Genomic DNA, 21,307 nt, shown 5'->3' on the forward strand with positions numbered 1-21,307 from the left:
CATGCTTGAATTAAAACCCATGTTATCCGCCCTCTGGCGTAACAAAGTGCCTGCCCTGCTGATCGCTCTTCAACTTGCATTGACACTAGCAATCATCAGCAACACGGTTGTGATCGTAAAAGATCGTATTGCAAAAATAGAAAGGCCCACCGGTATTGCCGTAGAGGAGATCATTGCCATCAACGTGATGGCAATTCCCAATAACTACGACATGATTGGAGCCGTTTCTTCTGATTTGGAGTTACTGCGAAAACTGCCTTTCGTCAAAGATGCAACCATTACCAACCAAGTCCCCTTATCGCGGTCTGGCTCCGCGGGCACTTTTTACACTCAACCTAATCAGGAGGTCGGCGGAGAGGTCTCTAACAGATACAACACCGACCCAAACTTTATCAATACCCTAGGTTTAAAATTAGTGGCGGGGCGAAATTTTACCAATGCAGAAATGCAATATTTTGATCCAAGTGAAATTCGGGATATCAATGTCGCAGTTATTACCCAGCAGTTCGCCGATAAAATTTACCCAGACCAAGATCCTATTGGAAAACCCCTCTATGATGGCAACACTTCCCATCCAATAGAAATTATTGGTGTTATCGAACGGCATCTGGGCGCCTGGGTGGACTGGTCAAAAGCAGGTAATGTGGCCTTTTTCCCCATTGTCAGAAATACTCAGGACGTCAATTATTTAGTACGCGCCGAACCAGGCAAGCGCGATGATGTGTTAAAAACCTTGGTAGATAAACTGTCTGAAAGGGACCCTCAAAGAGTCATTAAAACCAGAGTGCTCTCAGAGTATGTCGCTCGCAGTTATGCAGGCGATAACTTAATGGTCAAAGTGTTATCTATTGTTGCGGCCACACTCAGCTTTATCGTAGCGCTGGGGATCGTCGGGCTGACAATCTTCTGGATTAACCAACGCGCCAAACAAATAGGTGTTAGACGGGCACTAGGGGCTAGCCGCAGCAATATCAGCCGCTATTTCCTGATTGAAAACAGTCTGATTGCCGTTACCGGTATCGCCCTGGGTAGTGCCGCAGCCCTAATCGTTAATCAGTATATGGTACGCGATTACTCTCAGCCGGTATTAACCCTACTACCTCTCCTTATCTGTGCTCTATTGGTATTGGTTGTTAGTCTCGCTGCTGCACTAGCGCCAGCACTGCGTGCAGCCAATATCTCTCCGGCTACCGCCACGCGCAGTGTATAAAATCAAATTGAAACTGGTGGTCGGGCTTTTTAGCTGACCGCCAGTTTGGCGAAAAGTAAGATAGTAAATAAAAAGGGAGAATTTATTATGCGAAATTATTTGATGGCTCTAGGTTTTACTGCCATATCAATTTTCATACCCACAGCAATTGCCGAGCAACATCCCGTCGTTGCCGGCCCTCAAGCTACAGAGGAATTAGAAAAGGAAATCACCGTTGTGGACTCACAACTTTTTGATGCTGTTTTCAACAGCTGCGACATTAAAAAACTGGGTCAACTCGTCACCGATGATTTTGAAATGTACCATGATAAGTGGGGGAAAACTGCAAGCTCAGCACAAGAGTTTCTCAATGGTATTAGCAGTATGTGTGAACGTCAAAAATCCGGCAGTGACATTAAAGCGCGCCGCGAACTCATCAACGATAGTGTTAGAGTTTTCCCAATGAACAACTACGGGGCCATTCAAAGCGGTACACATAAATTTTATGGCATAAATGCTGATAACAGCGAAGTATTACGCGAGAGTGGACAGTTCACCCACCTCTGGAAAAAAGAGGATGGGCAGTGGAAGCTCGCCAGAGTATTGAGTTTTGATCACCAACCTGCCAGCAATGGTCATTAGCCTCTGACACTAACGTTCAAACCTACGGCCTGGATTTAAACACCAGCGGCAGCAGTTCCCCCTAACCACCCACTCATTGCATAATGGCCAGCTTACAAGCTGGCTCTTGGTCCTATGGATAAAATACTCATTATTGACGATAACAGCGGTATCGTCTCGGCCCTGGAAATACTGTTGTCATTACATGACTTGCAGCCCCTCTGTGCCATTACTCCCCAGGCAGGTCTGCAATTATTACGAGAGAACCGGGATATCAGCCTGGTGATCCAGGATATGAACTTCACTGCGGATACCACCTCTGGTGAAGAGGGGCGCGAACTGTTTTTTGCTATTCGCGAAATCAATCCGGATCTGCCCATTATCCTCTTGACCGCCTGGACGCAATTGGAAATGGCGGTGGAGCTGGTCCGCGCTGGAGCGGCCGATTACCTGGGCAAACCCTGGGACGATAACAAGCTAATCTCCACGATTGTCAACTTACTAGAGCTGGGCGAGCTACAAAAGCGCCAGCGTGCGTCACAACAACAGGCAATGAATGCCCGCAGCGAACTGCGAGAAAAGTTTGATCTACGAGATATTATTTACCGTAGCGATAATATGCAAAAGCTTTTGGAAATGGCCACCCAGGTAGCCAAGTCCGATGTACCTGTGCTGATCACAGGCCCCAACGGGGCGGGTAAAGAAAAAATAGCCGATATTGTTCAAGCTAACTCACTACTCCGTGATGGCCCCTTTATCAAAGTGAATGTCGGAGCACTGCCGGAGGAGCTGATGGAAGCGGAGCTCTTTGGCGCGGAGCCCGGAGCCTACACCGGAGCAGGAAATAAGGCCCGTGAAGGTCGTTTTGAGGCGGCCGATGGAGGCACCCTGTTTCTCGACGAGATCGGCGAACTCTCTGCCAGTGGCCAGGTAAAACTGCTACGCGTGCTGCAAACCGGCGAATTCCAGCGTCTTGGCAGCAGTCAAACGCGGAAGGTTAAAGTACGGGTAATCAGCGCTACCAACAGTGACCTGCCCAAGTCCATCACTGAGGGCAACTTCCGCCAGGACTTATACTACCGCCTGAATGTGATCGAGCTGCGTCTACCGCCTCTTTGTGAACGCCCCGAGGATATAGCACCTCTGGCAATAAGCTTTTTAGGTGAAAACAGTAACCCCAAAAAACTTTCCCCACAGGCACTGACCGCAATGACTCGCTACCAGTGGCCAGGCAATGTACGCGAATTACAGAATGTGATGCAGCGTGCATCAGTCCTGTGCCAGGAGGACACCATTGATGAGGCAGTGCTGGCCTTGCCCGAACAGCCTGCAACTGAAAAAGTTGATGTGAGTTTTGAGCCTAGTAGGGAGCTACTACAGCAAACCCTAGCCAGCTGCAATGGTATTATTGCCCAGGCCGCAAGAGAGCTGGGTATGAGCCGTCAAGCGCTGTATCGTCGCTTGGAAAAACATGGTATTTCCTATTGATGTCCAAATATTTTTCCCTGGAGGGGCGCATCGTTGCCACAGCCACTGTGGCATTGATTATAGGTACAGCTATCCCGTGGCTTTGTATTTATATAGGCCTGGATCCACGCTTATCGTGGGCTACGGGGCTGTTCCTCGGGATTATTATTATCCTGGGGCTGATGCGTCAGGTTCTCACTCCCCTGACGACCACCCTTAAATCCTTACAGGGGGGGCTACTTAATTTTCGCGATGGTGATTTTTCGATCTCTCTGGTCCCTCCCAGGGATATAGAGCTCCGCCAGATTACAAATTTATACAACGAAATCGGTGAGCACCTGCGACGTGAGCGCGCTCATATTTATCAGCGCGAATTGCTCCTCGATACTGTGATCCAAAGCTCACCGCAAGCGCTGTTACTTCTCGATCAAAGCGATCACATCATTTATTCCAACAGCAGTGCCAAAAAACTACTTAATGCCGGCAGGCCCATCCAAGGCCTGCTTTTACAGAAACTACTCCCCAATAGCCCAGGGGAGATCGCAAATGCTATTAATAATTGGGAAAATGGGCTTTTTAACTACACCGATACAAATGGAACTCACTCCATGCACATCGGTAATAGTACATTTGTACTCAATGCGCAAAAGCACCGCTTGATTGTTTTGCGTGAGATGACAAGAGAGTTAACCCGCGCTGAAGTAGAAGTTTGGAAAAAAGTCATTCGCCTAATCAGCCATGAGCTCAATAATTCTTTGGCCCCCATATCCTCACTGGCGCACTCAGGCAAAATGCTTATCGCCAAGCCAGATAAAGCTGCGGCGCTGGAAAAAGTTTTTGATATCATCGCCGACCGCTGCAAACACCTGACGGAATTTACCCAGGGCTATGCCAGTTTCGCGAAGCTGCCCGCCCCCAGTTGCGAAACTGTGGATTGGCAGACACTTATCGAACGTATTGCCCCCTTGCAGGAATTCACCTTGTCGGGGGATTTACCAGAGCGCCAGGGGTATTTTGACCCAGTACAAATCGAGCAAGCCCTACTGAACCTGATCAAAAACTCCCACGAGGCCGGTTCCAGTAATGAAGATATTAAAATTACCATCAGCACTGATGGCCTAGGACAAAAACTCGTAATTGCGGATCGCGGCTGCGGCATGAGTGAAAAAGTTCTACAACAGGCACTACTTCCATTTTTTTCTACCAAAGAACAGGGTGTGGGCCTTGGCTTAGCGCTGTGCAGAGAAATTGTCGATGCCCACGGAGGACACATTCAACTGCTAAACCGTCCTGAGGGAGGATTACAAATTACCTTATGGCTGCCCTGGGCTAAAGAATCTCACTAGCGAGGAACTTGCCCAAAAAGCAAACCATCAAATGGTTATCTGCTCAAATAGCAAGTTATACAATAAATTAAGTGTCATTCAGACCTATAGCAGCTTTGGCTAAACAAGGCGGCCCCCTATTTATGGGAGCAAAAAACTTTAACAAAAATTTCTTTTATACAACTACCTAAAGCAACCCTATCCAAAAAAATCACGGCAGATTAAATAGTGCTCCTCCAGCGGCTAATTTAGTGCGAAGCCTGATTTCAGCTGACCAGGGAACAGACAGGTGTATTGAACCCTTAAATGACAATAAGATTGATTCTTACTTCTCTTTTTTTTCTGTAAAAAGTGTTAATCCCAGCAAAAACCTCTCGTCCAGCTACTCTGAATTTTTGAAGCCCTAACCAATTAATTTGGACACTTTTCTAGCATGGACCGGAAACAGACTATCTCCCGTAGAAAATTCCTCAAAATCTCCAGCTGCTCACTAGCGATATTACCGGCGGCAGTTATTGTCACAGATCGCACTAACGCACAGATCAAGGCAAAAAAAGAAGCCGTGAATTATCAGGACACACCAAATAATGGCAAGAAGTGCGTTGACTGCCAGCTTTTCCAGCCGCCTAATGCCTGCATCGTGGTCGAAGGAGAAATCAGTCCTGAGGGGTGGTGCAGCCTGTTTGTCCTCAAACAGGGTGATGCCACCTCGGACTAGGCTGGCACCCTTTGCTCACCACGCAGCTTACTCACATCCGCACGTGGGGGGAGGCCAAACATGCGGCTGTACTCACGGCTAAAATGTGAAGGACTTTCATAGCCCACCCTATAGCTGGCGGAAGCTGCCTCCAGGCCCTCAGTGAGCATCAAGCGGCGGGCTTCATGTAAGCGCAATTTCTTTTGAAACTGCAGGGGCGACATGCGGGTGATTTGCTTGAAGCTGTGATACAGCGATGACTCGCTCATATTCGCCTGCTCTGCCAAGTCACTAATGCGTAGCGGCTCCGAGTAGCGGTCCTTCAATACTTCAATGACTCTGGATACCCGATTTGCCTGACTGTCTGCCATAGCAAACTTGCGCATACGGGCACCGATTTCACCCATTAAGGCGCGATAGATAATCTCCCGTCGCGCCAGGGGGGCCAATATCTGAGCATCCACAGGAGTTTCCAACAGGTGTACCAGCCGGCTCAATGCATCCAGCATTCCCTGATCCATCTGCGTCACACAAAGGCCACAACTCACTTCAGGGCAGTCATACCCCGCCTCCACTCCCGGGGCCTTATCTCCCAGCTCCAATACCAGGTCAGCTACTTCTTTGGGATCTATCGTTAACTTCACACCGAGGAAAGGGGTGTCCTCCGAAGCACGCTCTACTCGCCCAAGAATGGGAAGATGTACTGAAGTCGCCACATAGCTGAGAGGCATATAGGAAATTTCCCTGTCTCCCAACTCCAGAGTTTTACTTCCCTGAATAATAAAATTGAGAGATGGCGCATATACAGAGGAGGCACAAGCTACCGGCTCGTTACAACGGATTAGGGCCAAACCATCCAAGTAGGTTTCTATTAGCCCCTGCTCGGGTGCCAGTCGCTGGAGTGTCCCGGCCAACTTCTTGCGAGTAGGTTCCAGCAAAGAAGTTGGAGACTGTTGATTCACACTGCCATCGGTTCTCATACGTTCCCCTTTCGACCGCATCCCAGCGGGCTACATCAATCTAGGTGGCTCACAGTATACGGAGTTTTAGGCAATCTCCCGACTCTTTTGCAGGAATGGGCAATTACCGTGCAGTAATAGATAACCGCAGACGAATCATACCTCTCAAATCACGGTAAAATCTCATTCAATTTGACAAACAACTAGTTATATATCCAGTTCCAATTACTCCCCCCATGCGGCACTCATTTCTACATCACTTTCCCCCTTAAGCAGGAATAGGCAATCAATCCATAGTTACCGGATACCCTCATCATCTTGCTCATCATTAAAGTTGCAGTCCTAGTAGGAGAGGAGCCATTCAGCACCTCCCTCTTCCGTAGCAAAGGGAGTACACGCGTTATGGTCAAGAAATTAACAGTCACTTTACTCGGTCTGTCCGCACTGGTTCTGTCCGGTTGTGGCACCGGCGAGCCTGCGGGACAACAGCCGCCGCCACCTGCGGTTGAAGTTGCAAAAGTCGGCTCTGAGCCTACCACCCTGTGGCGCAGTTTTACCGGGCGAGTTGTAGCGCCCGAAACCGTGGAATTACGTCCCCGCGTGAGTGGCTATATCGACCAGGTTTCCTTTGCCGAAGGTGCCCTAGTAAAACGTGGCGATGTCCTGTTCACCATCGACCAACGCCCCTATAAAGCCCGTCTTCGTGCTGCTGAGGCCGATTTACAGCGAGTGCGCAGCCAGCTGTCCTTCAGTGAAAAACAGGCCGGCCGCGCTCAGCAGCTACTGGACAGTAAAGCGATCTCCCGCGAGGAATACGACCGTCGCATCGCCTCAAGGGACGCGGAACGCGCAGCCCTAAGCGCCGCAGAAGCAGCAGTGGAAAACGCCCGACTCGACCTCCAGTACACTCAGGTCAAGGCTCCAATTAGTGGTCAGGTAAGTCGCGCCCTAGTCACTAAAGGTAATCTCGCTAATGCCGATGCCACCTTGCTGACCACTCTGGTCTCTGTAGACCCCATGTACGTCTACTTCGAAAGCGATGAACAGACTTTCGCCGAGAGCCGCCGCCTGCTCAAGGCCGATTCTGCGCCTCCAGTACATATCGGCCTCTCCGGTGAAAACGGCTACCCCCATAAGGGCAAGCTGGACTTTATCGATAATCGCCTCAATAGCCACACAGGCACCATCCAGTTCCGGGCAGTGGTTTCCAATACCGAAGGTACTTTTAAGCCCGGACAGTTCGCCCGTGTGGAGATGCCCATTGAAGAAATGGATCAAGCAGTACTAATCGATAGCAAGGCCGTACTTACCGATCAGGACCGCCGCTACGTCTATGTGGTCACTCAAGAGAACCTGACAGAACGTCGCCCAATTCAAGTAGGGCCACGCCAGGGTGAGCGCACGGTAATTCGCAGTGGCCTGCAAGTTGGCGAACGAATTGTGGTCAACGGCCTGCAGAAAATTTTCTTCCCCGGTATGCCCGTGGTGCCTGAAATGGTTGCCCAGCAAGTGCGGGGTGGTGGCGCCCAGGCAGCGGGCCACTGAGACAACGGGTAGAAGGCAGCCCTACTATGGCCAGCATCCACTCTGGAAGAGTTATATCAATGGAATTCGAGCGTTTATATTGCCGCTCACGGGGTAGCAGTGTATGAATTTTTCCCGTTTCTTTGTCGACCGACCTATTTTTGCATCGGTGCTGTCGATCATTATTTTTGTGGTGGGTCTGATCAGTATCCCATCGCTACCGGTTAGTGAATATCCGGAAGTTGTACCACCCAGCGTGCAAGTTAGCGCTCGCTACCCTGGAGCCAACCCCAAAACGATTTCCGAAACTGTTGCCACACCATTGGAGGAAGCCATCAATGGTGTAGAAAACATGATCTACATGAAGTCGGTAGCAGGCAGTGACGGCACCCTCACTTTAAATGTCACTTTTAAACTGGGCACCGATCCAGACCAGGCCCAGGTTCAGGTACAAAACCGGGTATCCCAGGCACTACCCCGTCTACCGGAAGATGTACGCCGCCAGGGGGTAACCACGCAGAAGCAGTCGCCCAACCTGATGATGGCGGTGCATCTGATCTCTCCAGACGACAGCCTCGATGCGACCTATATTCGCAACTACGCCGTACTGCATATCCGTGATGAGCTGTCGCGCATTCCCGGTGTGGGCCTGGCCGCCGTATTTGGCTCCGGAGACTATGCCATGCGCCTGTGGGTGGACCCGCAGAAAGCGGCGGCCCTGGGCGTGACTGCAGCGGATATCGTCAGCTCAGTGCGTGAACAAAATGTACAGGTGTCCGCCGGACAGATCGGCGCCTCGCCGATGCCCAATGGTTCTGATTTCCTGATCTCTATCAACGCCAAGGGCCGCCTGCAAAGCGAGGAAGAGTTTGGCAATGTGGTACTGAAGACCGGCAGCGATGGTGAAATTACCCGATTGCGTGACGTGGCGCGGGTTGAACTGGCTTCATCTCAAGACTCTCTACGCGCCTTATTAAACGGCCGCCAGGCGGTTGCCATTCCGATTTTCCAGTCTCCAGGCTCCAATTCCCTGGAAGTCTCCGCTGCAGTGCGCGAGAAGATGGCAGAACTGGGAGAACAGTTCCCCGAAGGCCTGGAGTGGAAAGTTGCCTACGACCCAACCGTATTCGTCAGCACTTCCATCAGCTCTGTGATCAAGACCCTTCTGGAGGCGGTGCTGCTGGTAGTGCTGGTGGTTATCCTGTTCCTGCAGACCTGGCGCGCCTCCCTGATTCCACTCTTGGCCGTGCCGGTATCTATTGTCGGCACCTTTGCGGTGCTGTTGATGCTGGGCTTCTCGATCAACACCCTGACCCTGTTCGCCATGGTACTGGCCATCGGTATTGTGGTGGATGACGCCATCGTGGTGGTGGAAAACGTCGAGCGCAATATCGAGGAGGGACTGACACCTTTAGCCGCTGCCCACCAAGCCATGCGCGAGGTGAGCGGTCCGATTGTCGCCATCAGTTTGGTGCTCTGTGCGGTATTTGTGCCCATGGCCTTCCTGGACGGCATCACCGGTCAGTTCTACCGCCAGTTCGCCACCACCATTGCCATCGCCACCATTATCTCCGCGATCAACTCCCTGACTCTGTCCCCGGCTCTGGCGGCAACCCTGCTGAAGCCCCACGGTGCCAAGCCGGATATACCCGCGCGCATTATCGAGCGCCTGTTCGGCTGGTTATTCCGCCCGTTCAACCGCTTCTTCCAGCGCAACTCCGAGCGCTATCAGCGGGTGGTGGGCCATAGCCTCAAGCGTCGCGGTATCGTATTTGGGGCCTACCTGATATTGCTCGGCGGTACCTTCGCCCTGTTCCAACAGGTGCCCGGCGGCTTTATTCCGGTTCAGGATAAGACTTACCTGGTGGGTAGTATTCGCCTGCCGGAAGGTGCCTCCCTGGACCGCACCGAGGAAGTTGCTCGCCGCGTGAGTGAATTGGCTTTGGAAACTGAGGGGGTTGCCAACGCCGCGGCCTTTGTCGGCTTCAATGCCCTGCAAAGTACCAACACCCCCAACGTGGGCACGGTATTTATCCTATTCGACGATTTCGATGAACGTGAGCGCAGTGCCCAGGAAATCGCTGCGGAGCTAAATGGCAAAATCTCACAGATCAAAGAAGGCTTTGCCATGACCTTTATGCCGCCGCCCATCTTCGGGCTGGGTGCTGGGTCCGGCTACTCCCTCTATGTCCAGGACCGTCGCGGTGCCGGCTACGGTGAGCTGCAAAATGCTACCAATATGCTGGCTGGGGCCCTGAGCCAAGCCAGCGGCCTCAGCTACCCCTTCAGCTCCTACCAGGCCAATGTGCCGCAGATGGACGCCGAGGTAGACCGCCTACAGGCCAAAGCCCAGGGCGTGCGTATGGACGATCTATTCGGCACCCTACAGCTGTATTTCGGCTCCATGTATATCAACGACTTCAACTTGTTCGGTCGCACCTACCAGGTGGTTGCCCAGGCAGATGCGCCTTTCCGCGATGAAGTGCAGGATCTCGATAATCTCTACACTCGCAATATGAATGGGGAGATGGTGCCCATCAGCACCATGGTGACCCTGCGCCAGAGTTACGGACCAGACCCGGTGATCCGCTACAACGGCTATCCGGCAGCCGACCTGATGGGGCAGTCCGATCCCAGCATGTTGTCCTCTTCCGAGGCACTGGCAGCGGTTGAGCAGGTTGCCAGCCAAGCCCTGCCACCGGGCATGCAAATCCAGTGGACCGACCTCAGCTTCCAGCAGGTCAACCAGGGCAATGCCGCTATGGTGGTTTTCCCACTCGCAGTACTGCTGGTATTCCTGGTACTGGCCGCACTCTATGAGAGCTGGGTTATGCCGCTGGCGGTGATCCTGATCGTGCCCATGTGCCTGCTGGCTGCACTATTTGGTGTCTGGGCTACTGGCGGCGACAACAATGTTTTCGTTCAAGTCGGGCTGGTTGTTTTAATGGGACTTGCCTGTAAAAACGCCATTCTGATTGTGGAGTTTGCCCGCGAACTGGAAATGGACGGTAAGGGCCCGGTAGAAGCTGCCTTGGAAGCCTGCCGCCTACGTCTTCGTCCGATCATTATGACTTCCGTCGCCTTTATTGCCGGTGTTGTTCCACTGGTATTGGCCGGCGGCGCTGGCGCTGAGGTGCGCAATGCCATGGGCATTACCGTATTTACCGGCATGATCGGTGTCACACTGTTTGGCCTGTTCCTGACACCCGTGTTTTATGTTGCCCTACGCAAAATTGCCGGCGGTAAAATATCCACGTCAAAGAATGTAAGCGCACATCAAGTCCAGGATACCCCCTTGCCGTTAGAACAACCTGCTAACGGCTAAAGCCCCTTACCCCCAGGCACATATTTGTGCCTGGGGCTTTTTCTTTTTACGCTCGTCTTTTCAATAGCGGGCACCGGCCTGGAACCCTTTTCCCATTTGCTCAAAAGTAACTCTTGCCCTCATAGGCAAGGCGTGGAGTCACACTACGCGAGGAAACCAGCCCCTCCAAACGGTTCACAAACCTTGGACTAGACTTGCTTCAGCAGCTGGAATTCACCAGTCAACGATTAAGGCCATGGAACCCAGGTAGTCTTGTTCCTGAAATGTTACACCTCGTCACTATTGCCACTCACTCTGAAAGAATGTTCCCTGTTCTACAGGAATCCGCCAAACGCAATGGAGTTTCACTCACCATACTCGGGCAAGAACAACCATGGGAAAATTTTTCCACAAAAATCGATCTGCTTCTCCCTTTCTGCAAGACTCTACCGGAAGAAGATATCCTCTGTTATTTTGATGGTTTCGATTCAATAATCTTACCGGCCATTCATCAACTCGAGAGTAAATTTTATTCTTTTGACCGAGATATAGTATTCTCAAATGACCACCAACATAGTGGAACACAGGGTTTCTTCGAGCGAAAGTACTTTGCAGGAAACACCATATTTTCAACGGGTATATTTATAGGAAAAGTAAAAACATTAAGTCATCTATTTTCTGTCATTAAGAAGATGTATCCCGACTATAGCGATGACCAAAAAATGATAAGGGAATACTACACACACCATTCGCCTGAACACATTGGAATAGACGGCAAGTCCAAGCTCTTTTATAACTTTGACCTCTCAGACGGAAGCTTTAACCTTCTCAATCAGATAAATTGCATTGCCCAGGGGCAAATCCAGCTTAAAAATAAAGAGATGCCCTGCATTATTTCCTTTCCATGCAGCTGGTTCGCCATAGGTGTTACAAAGAATATTCACGTACTACTAAAAGAACTAGGATATGATTATTACCATGAGGTTAACATCAAGAATACATTCAATGGATTAAAGCACTATATCGGCACGACCATCAAAGACAGTTTAAAGTCCTTGCTTAAAATCTAATTACCTTAGCCTGAGTAAACTTAATATTTAAGCATTCTTAAACCACCCAAACCTGAATCAAATAAAGCTGCACGCATCCGGTGCTAGTAAAAACTGTAGCTCAATACAAATGGCGAATAAGGTCCCGCACACCAGTCGCCAGTATCTAGTTGGTAACAGTGCACACCGGCGGCAATGCAGTTTTCAAGTTCACCCATGTAGGGGTCGCCCACAAGACAAAAACGCGGGAAAGCCGTAATTTCATCGGGTGGTACTGGGCTGCGCTTATAAGTGTAATAAACCGGGTCGCCACACAAATCCTGCCAAAAGCCGTCGGCGCAGCCGCCGAGTAACTGCGCAAATATCAAAGGCAGTATAATTTTACTCTTCATAAGAGATACATCGCCTTCCGCCAGAAATATCTATACAACGAGCACTGGGTGGACAAATAGAACCGGGCGCTAGCTCTTCAGAATCTCCGGGACAACTGGAATAACTGGATTTACGTGATGGGGGCGCTGCGGGCACGTGTGACGAAGGGGCAGGATAAGCACGGTAATCCAGATGGCGCGGTGTAGGTGGACTGTAAGGGTAAACCACTTGATTGCGTGTATCTGGTGTTCCACAAGCTGCCAATAACAAGCTCGTTGTAAACAATGAAATTACTATCGGGGATTTTTGCATGGGCACTTCTCCGTATCGGTACCACGCGAAATTGACTTCGCGTACTTCGGTAAAAGACCGGGTTATGCTGTAGCGATCTCCATGCGGATTCCCGCAGAGGCTAATACACCCTCAGTATCGGGAAAAACCAACTAGAGGAATCGTACACTCTATCCTCGCAACTCTCCTCACACTGAAAACCGACCGTTATAGGTGGCCGAAGCTGGGAGTGATAGGCGCCGGCATCAACAAAACTCTCGCCTTGCCTGGCTGTGCCAGTCTCAAAGAAGAATGGATCTTCACCCTCCACTTCCTCAGCCGGCAAAAACAAGCAACCCTGCATCACCAGTGCCGATACGACAGGAAAGGCGAATTTCCCTGAAGGTCTCATGATCCGACACTCCACATTTTCAGTGTTGCGTTGATAGTTGTCTTTCTCTGAGTCTAGTTGCCAGGGAATTTCCAGCCAGTTGGCGCCAAGTCATTTATTCACATAATTCATCTTTAAGTGAATTTAAACGTCATTTTCCTTCCACCCCACTGCATAGGCCAGCATACCGAAAAGCAATAGCTACATAAGGCAGCTCGAAAAATAAAAAAGCGGCCAAAGGCCGCTTTTTTAGGGTAATGACTCTGGAACCTTTACAGCAACAGTCGACGCACGTCTGCCAGCACGCTGACCAAATAAGTCATAAAGCGTCCGGCATCTCCGCCATTCACCGCGCGGTGATCGTAGGAGAGCGCCAAGGGCAACATCTGCCGGGGCTCAAAGTCCTTACCGTTCCACACCGGCTTCATCGCCAGCTTGGATACTCCGAGGATACCCACTTCCGGAGAATTGACGATCGGGGTAAATCCGGTGCCGCCGATAGCCCCCAGGCTGGAGATAGTGAAGCAAGCACCCTGCATCTCGTTGGGTTTCAGCTTGCCATCACGGGCTTTCAGGGCCATCTCAGTGGCCTCGGCCGCCAGCTCGTACAAGCCTTTTTTATCCACATCGCGGATAACCGGCACCATTAAGCCTTTTGGCGTATCCACTGCCATCCCCACATGTACATAGTCCTTGCGCACAATGTGCTCGCCATCATTGTGCAGGGATACATTAAAGCTGGGCTCTGCGCGCAGGGCTGCGGCTACCGCTTTCAGCAGGAAAGGCACTGGGGTGAGCTTCACTCCGCGCTTCTCCGCCTCGGCCTTCATGGACTTGCGGAAGGTTTCCAGCTCAGTGATATCCGCATCATCAAACTGGGTGACGTGGGGCACATTAAGCCAGTTACGCGACATGTTGGCAGCGGTGATCTTGTGGATCTTGCTCATCGGCTCCACGTTCACCGGGCCAAACTGGCTGAAGTCGATATCCGGCATCTTGGCAATACCGATTCCACCGCCTACGCCAACGGCACCGCTCTCAGCCTTCTTCACCTGTTCGCGGATATAGTTGTGCAGATCATCCTTGGAGACCCGGTTGCGGGGACCCGTGGGCTTCACCTTGTTCAGGGTAACGCCCAACTCCCGCGCCAGTTTGCGCACGGCAGGACCGGCGTAAACCTGGGCTGCGGCGGTAAAATCTCGTTCCAGCTGATGATCTTTTTGCGGCACTGCCGGGGGCTCAACAGACGCAGATGCCTGCTGTGGCGCGCTCTCGGCAGGCGCTGTCGCTGCAGGGGCTGCAGCTGTAGCCGCGGGCTCGGCGGCGCCTGTGGCAACTACTTTCAACACACCAAGGGTATCGCCAGTGGAAACCTTATCACCTTCCTTAACGGCGATAGAGACCACAGTACCGGCGCTGGGGGAAGGCACATCCATAGAGGCTTTATCGCCTTCCACCACAATCAGGGAGTCGCCCTCTTCGACCGCATCGCCGGGCTGTACACTGATCTCGATCACATCAACTGCATCGGCACCACCCAGGTCCGGGACCTGGATCGTTTCCTCTTTCGGCTCACCGCTCACTGCTGCCGCAGGGGCTTCAGCTGCGGGCTCGGCCGCCGGTGCAGTTTCTTCCTTGGCAGGTGCCGCAGCGGGCTCCTCTGCCGGCGCTTCCGCTACATCGGTTTCGATCTCCCCAATCACATCGCCTTCAGAGACCTTATCGCCCTCTTTCACGCTGATGCTGAGGATTTTGCCAGCCACTGGGGCTGGGACATCCATGGAGGCTTTATCGCCCTCCACCACAATCAGTGAATCCTCTTGCGCGACGGTATCGCCGACAGCAACAGTAATTTCAATCACATCCACCTGATCGGCACCACCGAGATCAGGCACTTTAATGACTTGTTTTGCCATAGGAGTTCTGCCTTCTCTTAGCTGATGCGTGGGTTAACTTTTTCGGCGTCGATATTGAGCTTCACGATCGCTTCCGCAACCTCTTTCGCATCAATAACGCCCTGCTTGGCCAAGCCGTTCAGTGCGGCGATTACCACGTAGTTGCGATCCACTTCGAAGAAGCGGCGCAGCTGCTCGCGGCTGTCACTGCGGCCAAAACCATCGGTACCCAGGGTGGTCAGTTCACCGTCGATAAATTCGCGCAGTGGCTCCACATAGGAACGGATGTAGTCGGTGGAGGCGATAACGGGAGACGTGTTGCCTTCGAACTGCTCAGTGATCCAGGCTTTGCGCGGCTCAGCTTCCGGGTGCAGCATATTCCAGCGCGCCGCATCCTGACCTTCACGGGCAGCTTCAACGGCGGAGGTGAGGCTCCACACGTCAGAAGTCACACCGAACTGGTCGGCGAGGATATCCGCCGCTGCCAGTACTTCGCGCAAAATAGTACCGCCACCAATCAGCTGCACATGCTTTTTCGCCACTTTGCCCTTGGCGCCTTTCTTGACGTTGGACTGCAGCTTGTAGATACCGCGAATAATGCCTTCTTCCACACCCTGGGGCATTTCCGGCTGCAGGTAGTTTTCGTTCTCGATGGTGATGTAGTAGAAGAGGTTCTTCTGCTCCTCGTACATCTCTTTCAAGCCGCGCTGCATAACCACTGCCAGCTCGTAACCGTAGGCTGGGTCATAGCTGCGGCAGTTGGGGATAGTGGAGGACAGCACGTGGCTGTGACCGTCCTGGTGCTGCAGACCCTCACCGTTCAGGGTGGTGCGGCCGGCAGTGGCGCCGATCAGAAAACCGCGTGCCTGCATATCTCCAGCGGCCCAGGCCAGGTCGCCCACGCGCTGGAAGCCAAACATTGAATAGTAAATATAGAAAGGCACCATCGGCACGCCGTGGTTGCTGTAGGCAGTGGCCAACGCCATCCAGGCGGACATAGCGCCAGCTTCGTTGATGCCCTCTTCCAGCACCTGGCCTTTCTTGTCTTCCTTGTAATACATGATCTGGCCGTGATCCACCGGGGTGTAGCGCTGCCCCTGGGAGGAATAGATACCCAGCTGGCGGAACAGGCCTTCCATACCAAAGGTACGGGCTTCATCGGGAACGATCGGCGCGATGTTCTTGCCGATATTCTTGTCTTTTACTAGTGCGGCAATGGCGCGAACGAATGCCATGGTGGTGGAGATTTCACGCTCACCGGAGCCTTTAGTCAGTGCGCTAAATGCGTCGAGACCGGGAATTTCCAATTTCGGGCACTCAACCGGGCGACGGGGAACCGGACCACCCAGGGCCTTGCGACGCTCCGCCATATATTTCATTTCCGGGCTGTCCGGAGATGGACGGTAGTAAGGCACTTCTTCCAACTCTTTGTCGGTGAGCGGAATGGCAAAACGGTCGCGGAAACGCTTGAGGGAATCCAGGTCCAGCTTCTTCACGGAGTGAGTATCCATCGCCGCTTCACCGGCGGAGCCCAGGCCGTAGCCTTTAACCGTTTGCGCCAGGATTACAGTGGGCTGCCCTTTGTGGGCCATCGCCGCCGCGTAGGCTGCGTAAACTTTGTAAGGATCGTGGCCGCCGCGATTGAGCTTCATAATCTCATCATCGGACATATCCTTAACCAGCTCCAACAGCTCCGGGTATTTGCCGAAGAAGTGTTCACGGGTATAGGCACCACCGTTGGCCTTGAAGTTCTGCATCTCGCCATCGACCACTTCGTCCATGACTTTCTGCAACAGGCCTTTATCATCTTTCTCCAGCAGCGGATCCCACAGGCGGCCCCAGAGTACTTTGACAACGTTCCAGCCGGCACCGCGGAATACGCCTTCCAGCTCCTGCACGATCTTGCCGTTGCCGCGAACCGGGCCGTCCAGGCGCTGCAGGTTACAGTTGACCACAAACACCAGGTTTTCCAGTTGCTCTCGACCCGCCAGGGAAATTGCGCCCAGGGTTTCCGGCTCGTCACACTCGCCGTCACCGAGGAAAGCCCACACCTTGCGATCGCCGCGCGGGGACAGGCCGCGGGCAGACAGGTAGCGCATAATGTGTGCCTGGTAAATCGCCTGGATCGGCCCCAATCCCATGGAAACCGTGGGGAACTGCCAGTACTCCGGCATCAGCCAAGGGTGCGGGTAAGAGGAGAGGCCATTGCCGTTTACTTCGCGACGGAAGTTGTCCAGCTGCTCTTCATCGAAGCGCCCCTCGAGGTAGGAACGTGCATAAATGCCCGGCGCACTGTGACCCTGGAAGAAAATCAGGTCGCCGCGCTCTTCACCTTCATTGCCACGGAAGAAGTAGTTGAAGCCCACATCGTAGAGAGTAGCCGCAGAAGAGAAGCTGGAGATATGGCCGCCGAGATGGTCGTTGTTCTGGTTAGCGCGCACTACCATCGCCAGGGCATTCCAGCGGATCAGAGAGCGTATGCGGCGCTCCATAAACAGATCGCCGGGCATGCGTTTTTCCGCATTGGGCGGAATGGTATTGCGGTAGGGTGTGGTGATAGCCGCGGGCAGCTGTACGCCTACATCAGTAGCGCGATCGGACAACTGCTTCAGAAGGAAGGCTGCGCGTTCTTTGCCGCTGTAGCGGATAACCGCCTGCAGCGCATCCAGCCATTCCTGCGTTTCGAGGTTATCGGTATCTTCGTGCATCAAGTGCTCCTCGGCGAATTAGGCGACGTCGAGTCGGTCTATTTCTCAAAAATCGGTACGCGGGCAAACTACAGCGCGGGCAAAAAAAAGCTTCCTTTTTTTCTTGGTTCCGCCAATTCACCAACTTTGTTGGCGCAAATGCAAAGTGCGTGTTTCTTCACTTGAATATGGCGGAGAGGAAAAGCGACGCCATCTGCTACCGCAAATGCCTAGTTTGACTGTGATTATCTACTCCGGGATCCGCGCAAAGTGGCGGACAAAACCCCATTCCCGGTTGTTAGCGGAGAGGATTGTAGTATTACTACAAAAAATTTTCCAGATAGGACGGTTAGTAACAAATAAAACAAAAGGGCAAAACAATTATTTGCCATTTTGTCCTTTTACCGGAATATTTTATGGAAAGATTCAGAAAATGAACTACAAAATCGAGTCCCAAATAATAGTCTCGGTCACAGCCGAACCAGCTCCCCGCCGGATTGATATTCAGCGTAGACCAAGTAGCGCAGGGGACCACCCGCCGCCAGGGCATTGAAGGGGTAACAGGTCACCAGCAATAACCCGCGCTCGGCAAAGACCGGCAGGCGTTCGCTCTCGCTATCCACAATCCGCATCTCCGAAACCCGGTAAGTATGCCAGCGTCCGTATTTATCTTGCAGATAAATGGAGGTACCTCGCCTGACACGGTCCAATCCTGCAAAGTGAGTATCCCGATGAGCCGCAATCACTGTAGTGCGGTTTTCCCCTGGGCTCCCTGAACCCGACAACAAGCCGGGGCCAAAAGCCAGCGCCTGCCCACTGCCTCCGGCGAGAACAATTAATGGCGACTGTCCTTCCAGCTTCAATTTGGCCACAGGCCAAGTATCCGCCCAGGGCCAGGGCTTTTGCGGAGCCCCACCCTGCAACTGCTCCTCCCAGGCGCTGACAATCAGTAGCTGAGCCAACTGTGCCTTTGCCAGCAACCAGGCAGCGGAACCCAGCTGCCATAACCCCGCCACGAAGCACACCAGGAAAAGCAGGGGGCGGATCACGGACGAACTCCCCCAGGCCGGGCTTCAAAGCTATTTTGGGTACAGCGCACATCCGGCATTACCGTGCGCAACAGGTAGCGCAATTGATGCACCATGTTGCTGGGAAGCTTACGCCCGCGACTTAACAATGCTGCAAAGCTGAATAATCCCATGGCAGCAAGCAGTTGGGTATAGACTCCAGTCGCTGTACTGGGGTAAGCCTGGCGCTGCAGCACCTGCCCTCGAGGCACCACATTGGTAACCGGGCCGCGGGCGAGTTTATCCTTTTCATTGCGAACCACTTTCTCCTCTACAGCAACAAAACTGGTATAAGGGCTAGCCAGCTGGTGCGCCAGGGCTAGCTGCAAAATTTGTTCACGCAATACTTGGCCAGTATCACTGCTCTCACCGATCTGCATCTGCTGGTCACGCAAGGATTCAATTTTGCTGCGCGCCCACAGGCTTCCAAGACTGCCACCATGTCCAGATTCATCGACTTTTAAAGCCAGCTTACGCACAAACTGTTTGTCTGCCATACGCCCACGTAGCTTGATTTCCCCCTGAAAATTACCGCCCTCTACCCTGGCCACCAGTTGTAAGGGTTCACCACGATAAAGATCCGGAATTCTCTTGGGGTAAGCATCCGCTACTAACCCCTCGGGCCAGCTGAGCTGCAGGTCAGTGGCCACGGGGTTTTCAAGCTTGGTGAACAGGGCGTGCATACGCTCACGCACTTCAGTAATATCTCCGATGGTGACAAAGGCACCTCGCCCAAACTGCGCAGCCTTGCGCATAAAATGATTGTTGGGTGCCGAGCCAATCCCCACAGTGAAAAGACGGGTGTTATTTAAGTGCTGGTGAATTACCTCAAACAGCGCTTGTTCATTCCCTACCGCCCCGTCAGTAATGAAAACCACCTGGTGCACCAGGTTGATATCGCCCGGTAACTGCTGCTCCAAAGCCAGGCGCAGAGCCGGTGCCATCTCTGTGCCACCTTCTGCATTCAAGATTTCTATTTCCTGCCGTGCGCGACGGATATTTTCCGCACTTGCCACTACAGGGCGTGGAAAAAGGGCACGGCTAGCGCTGTTAAATGCGATCACATTAAAACGATCATTCGCACTCAGGCGAGCAAGTGCCAGTGTCAGGCTTTCCTTAGCCTGACGAATGGAATTGCCGGACATGGAGCCAGAGGTATCAATTACAAAAACCACTTCCCGCTGCAGGCGCTGGCTGCGAATACCGTCATCGGGCGGCAGTAACATCACCTGTAAGTAGGTTCCAGCTTTCTCACTAGTAGCATCGATCCTCTCACTGAACAGGGCGGCGCGAGGCAGGGCCGAGGCATGCGGCTGCCAGCGCAGGACAAAATCCCGATCCATACTCACCGCTCCTTCTCGCAGATGGACGTCGTAGCGCCCGCCCTCTTGATCCTCAACATCAATTTTGTGATAGGGGCTGCTGACTTGTGCCAGTGGCAGACCGCTATGCAACTCCACTTCAATAGCCATCTTATGGCTGCCAATAGCGTGAAGCTCCTCAGCCGGCTGCATTAGTGGGGTAATGGCCGGGGCATCCGGTACCTGATTTGTCGGTAGGGCCCAGCCATTATGTTGTGTTACCAGATTCAACTCATCTCCACCAAGCGCATGCACAGGGACAGACTCACCTGGGATATAACGGGGTGTTAGCGTAGTAGGCATACGTAGGGAAAACGTACCCCCATCGTAAGTCACCGGTTGGATGTAGCGGATATTTACCTGCACTACCTCTCCCGGTGCAATATTGGCAACCTTATTGGTGAACAAATTAGGCCGTTGTTGCTCCAGTAAGGCTGCGCGCTTGCCCGCCGCACGGGCAGCCTTATAAATCTTCGCCGCCTGCTTGCGTTCACGTACTTTTCCGACAATCAAGCGCTCGCCTAACTGGATTTGTAACCTGGCAACGGCCGCCTGTTCTGGCAGTGGTAATGCATAAATGGCTTCCTGCCAATTATCGCTGGTATTTTGAAATTTTTGCTGTAGCTGTACATCTGCAACCAGTCCGCGAATAACTATTTTGACTTGGCTCGCTAGGTGTACTGCGGGAATATAGCGGCCCATCTCAGCACCGGTAAATAACAAGTCACCAGCCTTTACCTCATCCAGGGTAACCGTTTCCAAGAAGGCAGCATCAGTGTCCACCTCACCGGGCAGTTCTTGCGCGTTCACCTCTGCACCAATAGCCGCCGCCAATACCACCACAATAAACAATATCCAGCGGCCCAGACCACCGCTGCGCTGACGGCGGCGATAGTATTCCTCTGTCGGCAGCATCAGATCATCTTTGTGAAAGCGTTGCCCGTACAACATCACCCTGTTCACAAAATTCCCTCCACTTTTTAATTAACTGGGGTTATTAAAAACAGGGAAGCAGGCGAAACACGGCAACGAATCGGGCGAAAGTAAGGAGCAAAAATGACGAATTATGGCGGGTAGAAAATTGCAAAGCCCTAAGAGCCAAGCCGGAACTGCAGGAACAAAAAAACCG

The 21,307-nt window shown here is 52.5% G+C and carries 16 protein-coding genes; 8 read left to right on the forward strand and 8 right to left on the reverse strand.

Annotation, left to right across the window (positions count from 1 at the left end):
- Position 1 precedes the first annotated feature (1 nt).
- The 5 genes from ACJJIP_RS17110 (at position 2) to ACJJIP_RS17130 (ending at position 5,320) form a co-directional block, all read left to right on the forward strand.
- A complete protein-coding gene (locus ACJJIP_RS17110) occupies positions 2-1,210 on the forward strand; it encodes an FtsX-like permease family protein (RefSeq protein WP_020411990.1) in 1,209 nt (402 codons plus the stop codon).
- A gap of 87 nt (positions 1,211-1,297) precedes the next feature.
- Positions 1,298-1,831 (forward strand): nuclear transport factor 2 family protein, encoded by a 534-nt coding sequence (locus ACJJIP_RS17115; protein ID WP_444945683.1) that lies wholly within the window; start codon positions 1,298-1,300, stop codon positions 1,829-1,831.
- Between the two features lie 114 nt (positions 1,832-1,945).
- Positions 1,946-3,298, forward strand: a complete 1,353-nt coding sequence (locus tag ACJJIP_RS17120; protein ID WP_444945684.1) for a sigma-54-dependent transcriptional regulator — start codon at positions 1,946-1,948, stop codon at positions 3,296-3,298.
- The gene (locus ACJJIP_RS17125) at positions 3,298-4,623 is read left to right on the forward strand and encodes a sensor histidine kinase (protein ID WP_444945685.1); all 1,326 of its coding nucleotides are present in this window, start codon (positions 3,298-3,300) and stop codon (positions 4,621-4,623) included. Before ACJJIP_RS17120 ends, ACJJIP_RS17125 begins: the two co-directional genes overlap by 1 nt.
- Before the next feature lie 412 nt (positions 4,624-5,035).
- The gene (locus ACJJIP_RS17130) at positions 5,036-5,320 is read left to right on the forward strand and encodes a high-potential iron-sulfur protein (RefSeq protein WP_020411986.1); all 285 of its coding nucleotides are present in this window, start codon (positions 5,036-5,038) and stop codon (positions 5,318-5,320) included.
- Here ACJJIP_RS17130 and ACJJIP_RS17135 read toward each other — a convergent pair.
- The gene (locus tag ACJJIP_RS17135) at positions 5,317-6,279 is read right to left on the reverse strand and encodes an AraC family transcriptional regulator (protein WP_020411985.1); all 963 of its coding nucleotides are present in this window, start codon (positions 6,277-6,279) and stop codon (positions 5,317-5,319) included. The two genes, ACJJIP_RS17130 and ACJJIP_RS17135, sit on opposite strands and share 4 nt — an antisense overlap.
- Positions 6,280-6,660: 381 nt before the next feature.
- Between ACJJIP_RS17135 and ACJJIP_RS17140 the strand changes: the two genes are divergently transcribed.
- The 3 genes from ACJJIP_RS17140 (at position 6,661) to ACJJIP_RS17150 (ending at position 12,156) form a co-directional block, all read left to right on the forward strand.
- Positions 6,661-7,803 carry an efflux RND transporter periplasmic adaptor subunit gene (locus ACJJIP_RS17140; protein WP_353377010.1) on the forward strand — a complete coding sequence of 381 codons (1,143 nt, stop codon included), beginning with the start codon at positions 6,661-6,663 and terminating at the stop codon, positions 7,801-7,803.
- 103 nt (positions 7,804-7,906) lie between these two features.
- Complete coding sequence (locus ACJJIP_RS17145; RefSeq protein WP_020411983.1) at positions 7,907-11,107, forward strand: efflux RND transporter permease subunit; 3,201 nt, start codon at positions 7,907-7,909, stop codon at positions 11,105-11,107.
- Positions 11,108-11,301: 194 nt separating this feature from the next.
- On the forward strand, positions 11,302-12,156 hold the full coding sequence (locus ACJJIP_RS17150) for a glycosyltransferase domain-containing protein (protein WP_444945686.1): 855 nt from the start codon (positions 11,302-11,304) through the stop codon (positions 12,154-12,156).
- Positions 12,157-12,239: 83 nt separating this feature from the next.
- On the opposite strand, the gene ACJJIP_RS17155 is transcribed toward ACJJIP_RS17150, so the two are convergent.
- The 7 genes from ACJJIP_RS17155 to ACJJIP_RS17185 form a co-directional block, all read right to left on the reverse strand.
- Complete coding sequence (locus ACJJIP_RS17155; protein ID WP_020411981.1) at positions 12,240-12,527, reverse strand: hypothetical protein; 288 nt, start codon at positions 12,525-12,527, stop codon at positions 12,240-12,242.
- Positions 12,517-12,819 carry a hypothetical protein gene (locus ACJJIP_RS17160; RefSeq protein ID WP_157533342.1) on the reverse strand — a complete coding sequence of 101 codons (303 nt, stop codon included), beginning with the start codon at positions 12,817-12,819 and terminating at the stop codon, positions 12,517-12,519. The genes ACJJIP_RS17155 and ACJJIP_RS17160 overlap by 11 nt, the downstream gene beginning before the upstream one ends.
- A gap of 100 nt (positions 12,820-12,919) precedes the next feature.
- Positions 12,920-13,189, reverse strand: a complete 270-nt coding sequence (locus ACJJIP_RS17165) for a hypothetical protein (protein WP_444945687.1) — start codon at positions 13,187-13,189, stop codon at positions 12,920-12,922.
- Positions 13,190-13,440: 251 nt separating this feature from the next.
- Positions 13,441-15,084, reverse strand: a complete 1,644-nt coding sequence (aceF, locus tag ACJJIP_RS17170; RefSeq protein WP_444945688.1) for a dihydrolipoyllysine-residue acetyltransferase — start codon at positions 15,082-15,084, stop codon at positions 13,441-13,443.
- A 17-nt stretch (positions 15,085-15,101) separates the two neighbouring features.
- The gene (gene aceE / locus ACJJIP_RS17175; protein ID WP_444945689.1) at positions 15,102-17,771 is read right to left on the reverse strand and encodes a pyruvate dehydrogenase (acetyl-transferring), homodimeric type; all 2,670 of its coding nucleotides are present in this window, start codon (positions 17,769-17,771) and stop codon (positions 15,102-15,104) included.
- A 449-nt stretch (positions 17,772-18,220) separates the two neighbouring features.
- Positions 18,221-18,799, reverse strand: a complete 579-nt coding sequence (locus ACJJIP_RS17180; RefSeq protein ID WP_020411977.1) for a class GN sortase — start codon at positions 18,797-18,799, stop codon at positions 18,221-18,223.
- On the reverse strand, positions 18,796-21,141 hold the full coding sequence (locus ACJJIP_RS17185; RefSeq protein WP_444945690.1) for a marine proteobacterial sortase target protein: 2,346 nt from the start codon (positions 21,139-21,141) through the stop codon (positions 18,796-18,798). The genes ACJJIP_RS17180 and ACJJIP_RS17185 overlap by 4 nt, the downstream gene beginning before the upstream one ends.
- Positions 21,142-21,307: the final 166 nt, after the last annotated feature.

This window comes from Microbulbifer variabilis, assembly GCF_052467165.1.

What these genes read in the sequence shown, in the direction of transcription:
- ACJJIP_RS17110 (WP_020411990.1), top strand. Translation starts at nt 2, where the DNA reads ATGCTTGAATTAAAACCCATGTTATCCGCCCTCTGGCGTAACAAAGTG.
- ACJJIP_RS17160 (WP_157533342.1), bottom strand. Translation starts at nt 12,819, where the DNA reads ATGCAAAAATCCCCGATAGTAATTTCATTGTTTACAACGAGCTTGTTA.
- aceF (WP_444945688.1), bottom strand. Translation starts at nt 15,084, where the DNA reads ATGGCAAAACAAGTCATTAAAGTGCCTGATCTCGGTGGTGCCGATCAG.
- ACJJIP_RS17130 (WP_020411986.1), top strand. Translation starts at nt 5,036, where the DNA reads ATGGACCGGAAACAGACTATCTCCCGTAGAAAATTCCTCAAAATCTCC.
- ACJJIP_RS17125 (WP_444945685.1), top strand. Translation starts at nt 3,298, where the DNA reads ATGTCCAAATATTTTTCCCTGGAGGGGCGCATCGTTGCCACAGCCACT.
- ACJJIP_RS17145 (WP_020411983.1), top strand. Translation starts at nt 7,907, where the DNA reads ATGAATTTTTCCCGTTTCTTTGTCGACCGACCTATTTTTGCATCGGTG.
- ACJJIP_RS17155 (WP_020411981.1), bottom strand. Translation starts at nt 12,527, where the DNA reads ATGAAGAGTAAAATTATACTGCCTTTGATATTTGCGCAGTTACTCGGC.
- aceE (WP_444945689.1), bottom strand. Translation starts at nt 17,771, where the DNA reads ATGCACGAAGATACCGATAACCTCGAAACGCAGGAATGGCTGGATGCG.
- ACJJIP_RS17165 (WP_444945687.1), bottom strand. Translation starts at nt 13,189, where the DNA reads ATGAGACCTTCAGGGAAATTCGCCTTTCCTGTCGTATCGGCACTGGTG.
- ACJJIP_RS17115 (WP_444945683.1), top strand. Translation starts at nt 1,298, where the DNA reads ATGCGAAATTATTTGATGGCTCTAGGTTTTACTGCCATATCAATTTTC.
- ACJJIP_RS17120 (WP_444945684.1), top strand. Translation starts at nt 1,946, where the DNA reads ATGGATAAAATACTCATTATTGACGATAACAGCGGTATCGTCTCGGCC.
- ACJJIP_RS17135 (WP_020411985.1), bottom strand. Translation starts at nt 6,279, where the DNA reads ATGAGAACCGATGGCAGTGTGAATCAACAGTCTCCAACTTCTTTGCTG.
- ACJJIP_RS17140 (WP_353377010.1), top strand. Translation starts at nt 6,661, where the DNA reads ATGGTCAAGAAATTAACAGTCACTTTACTCGGTCTGTCCGCACTGGTT.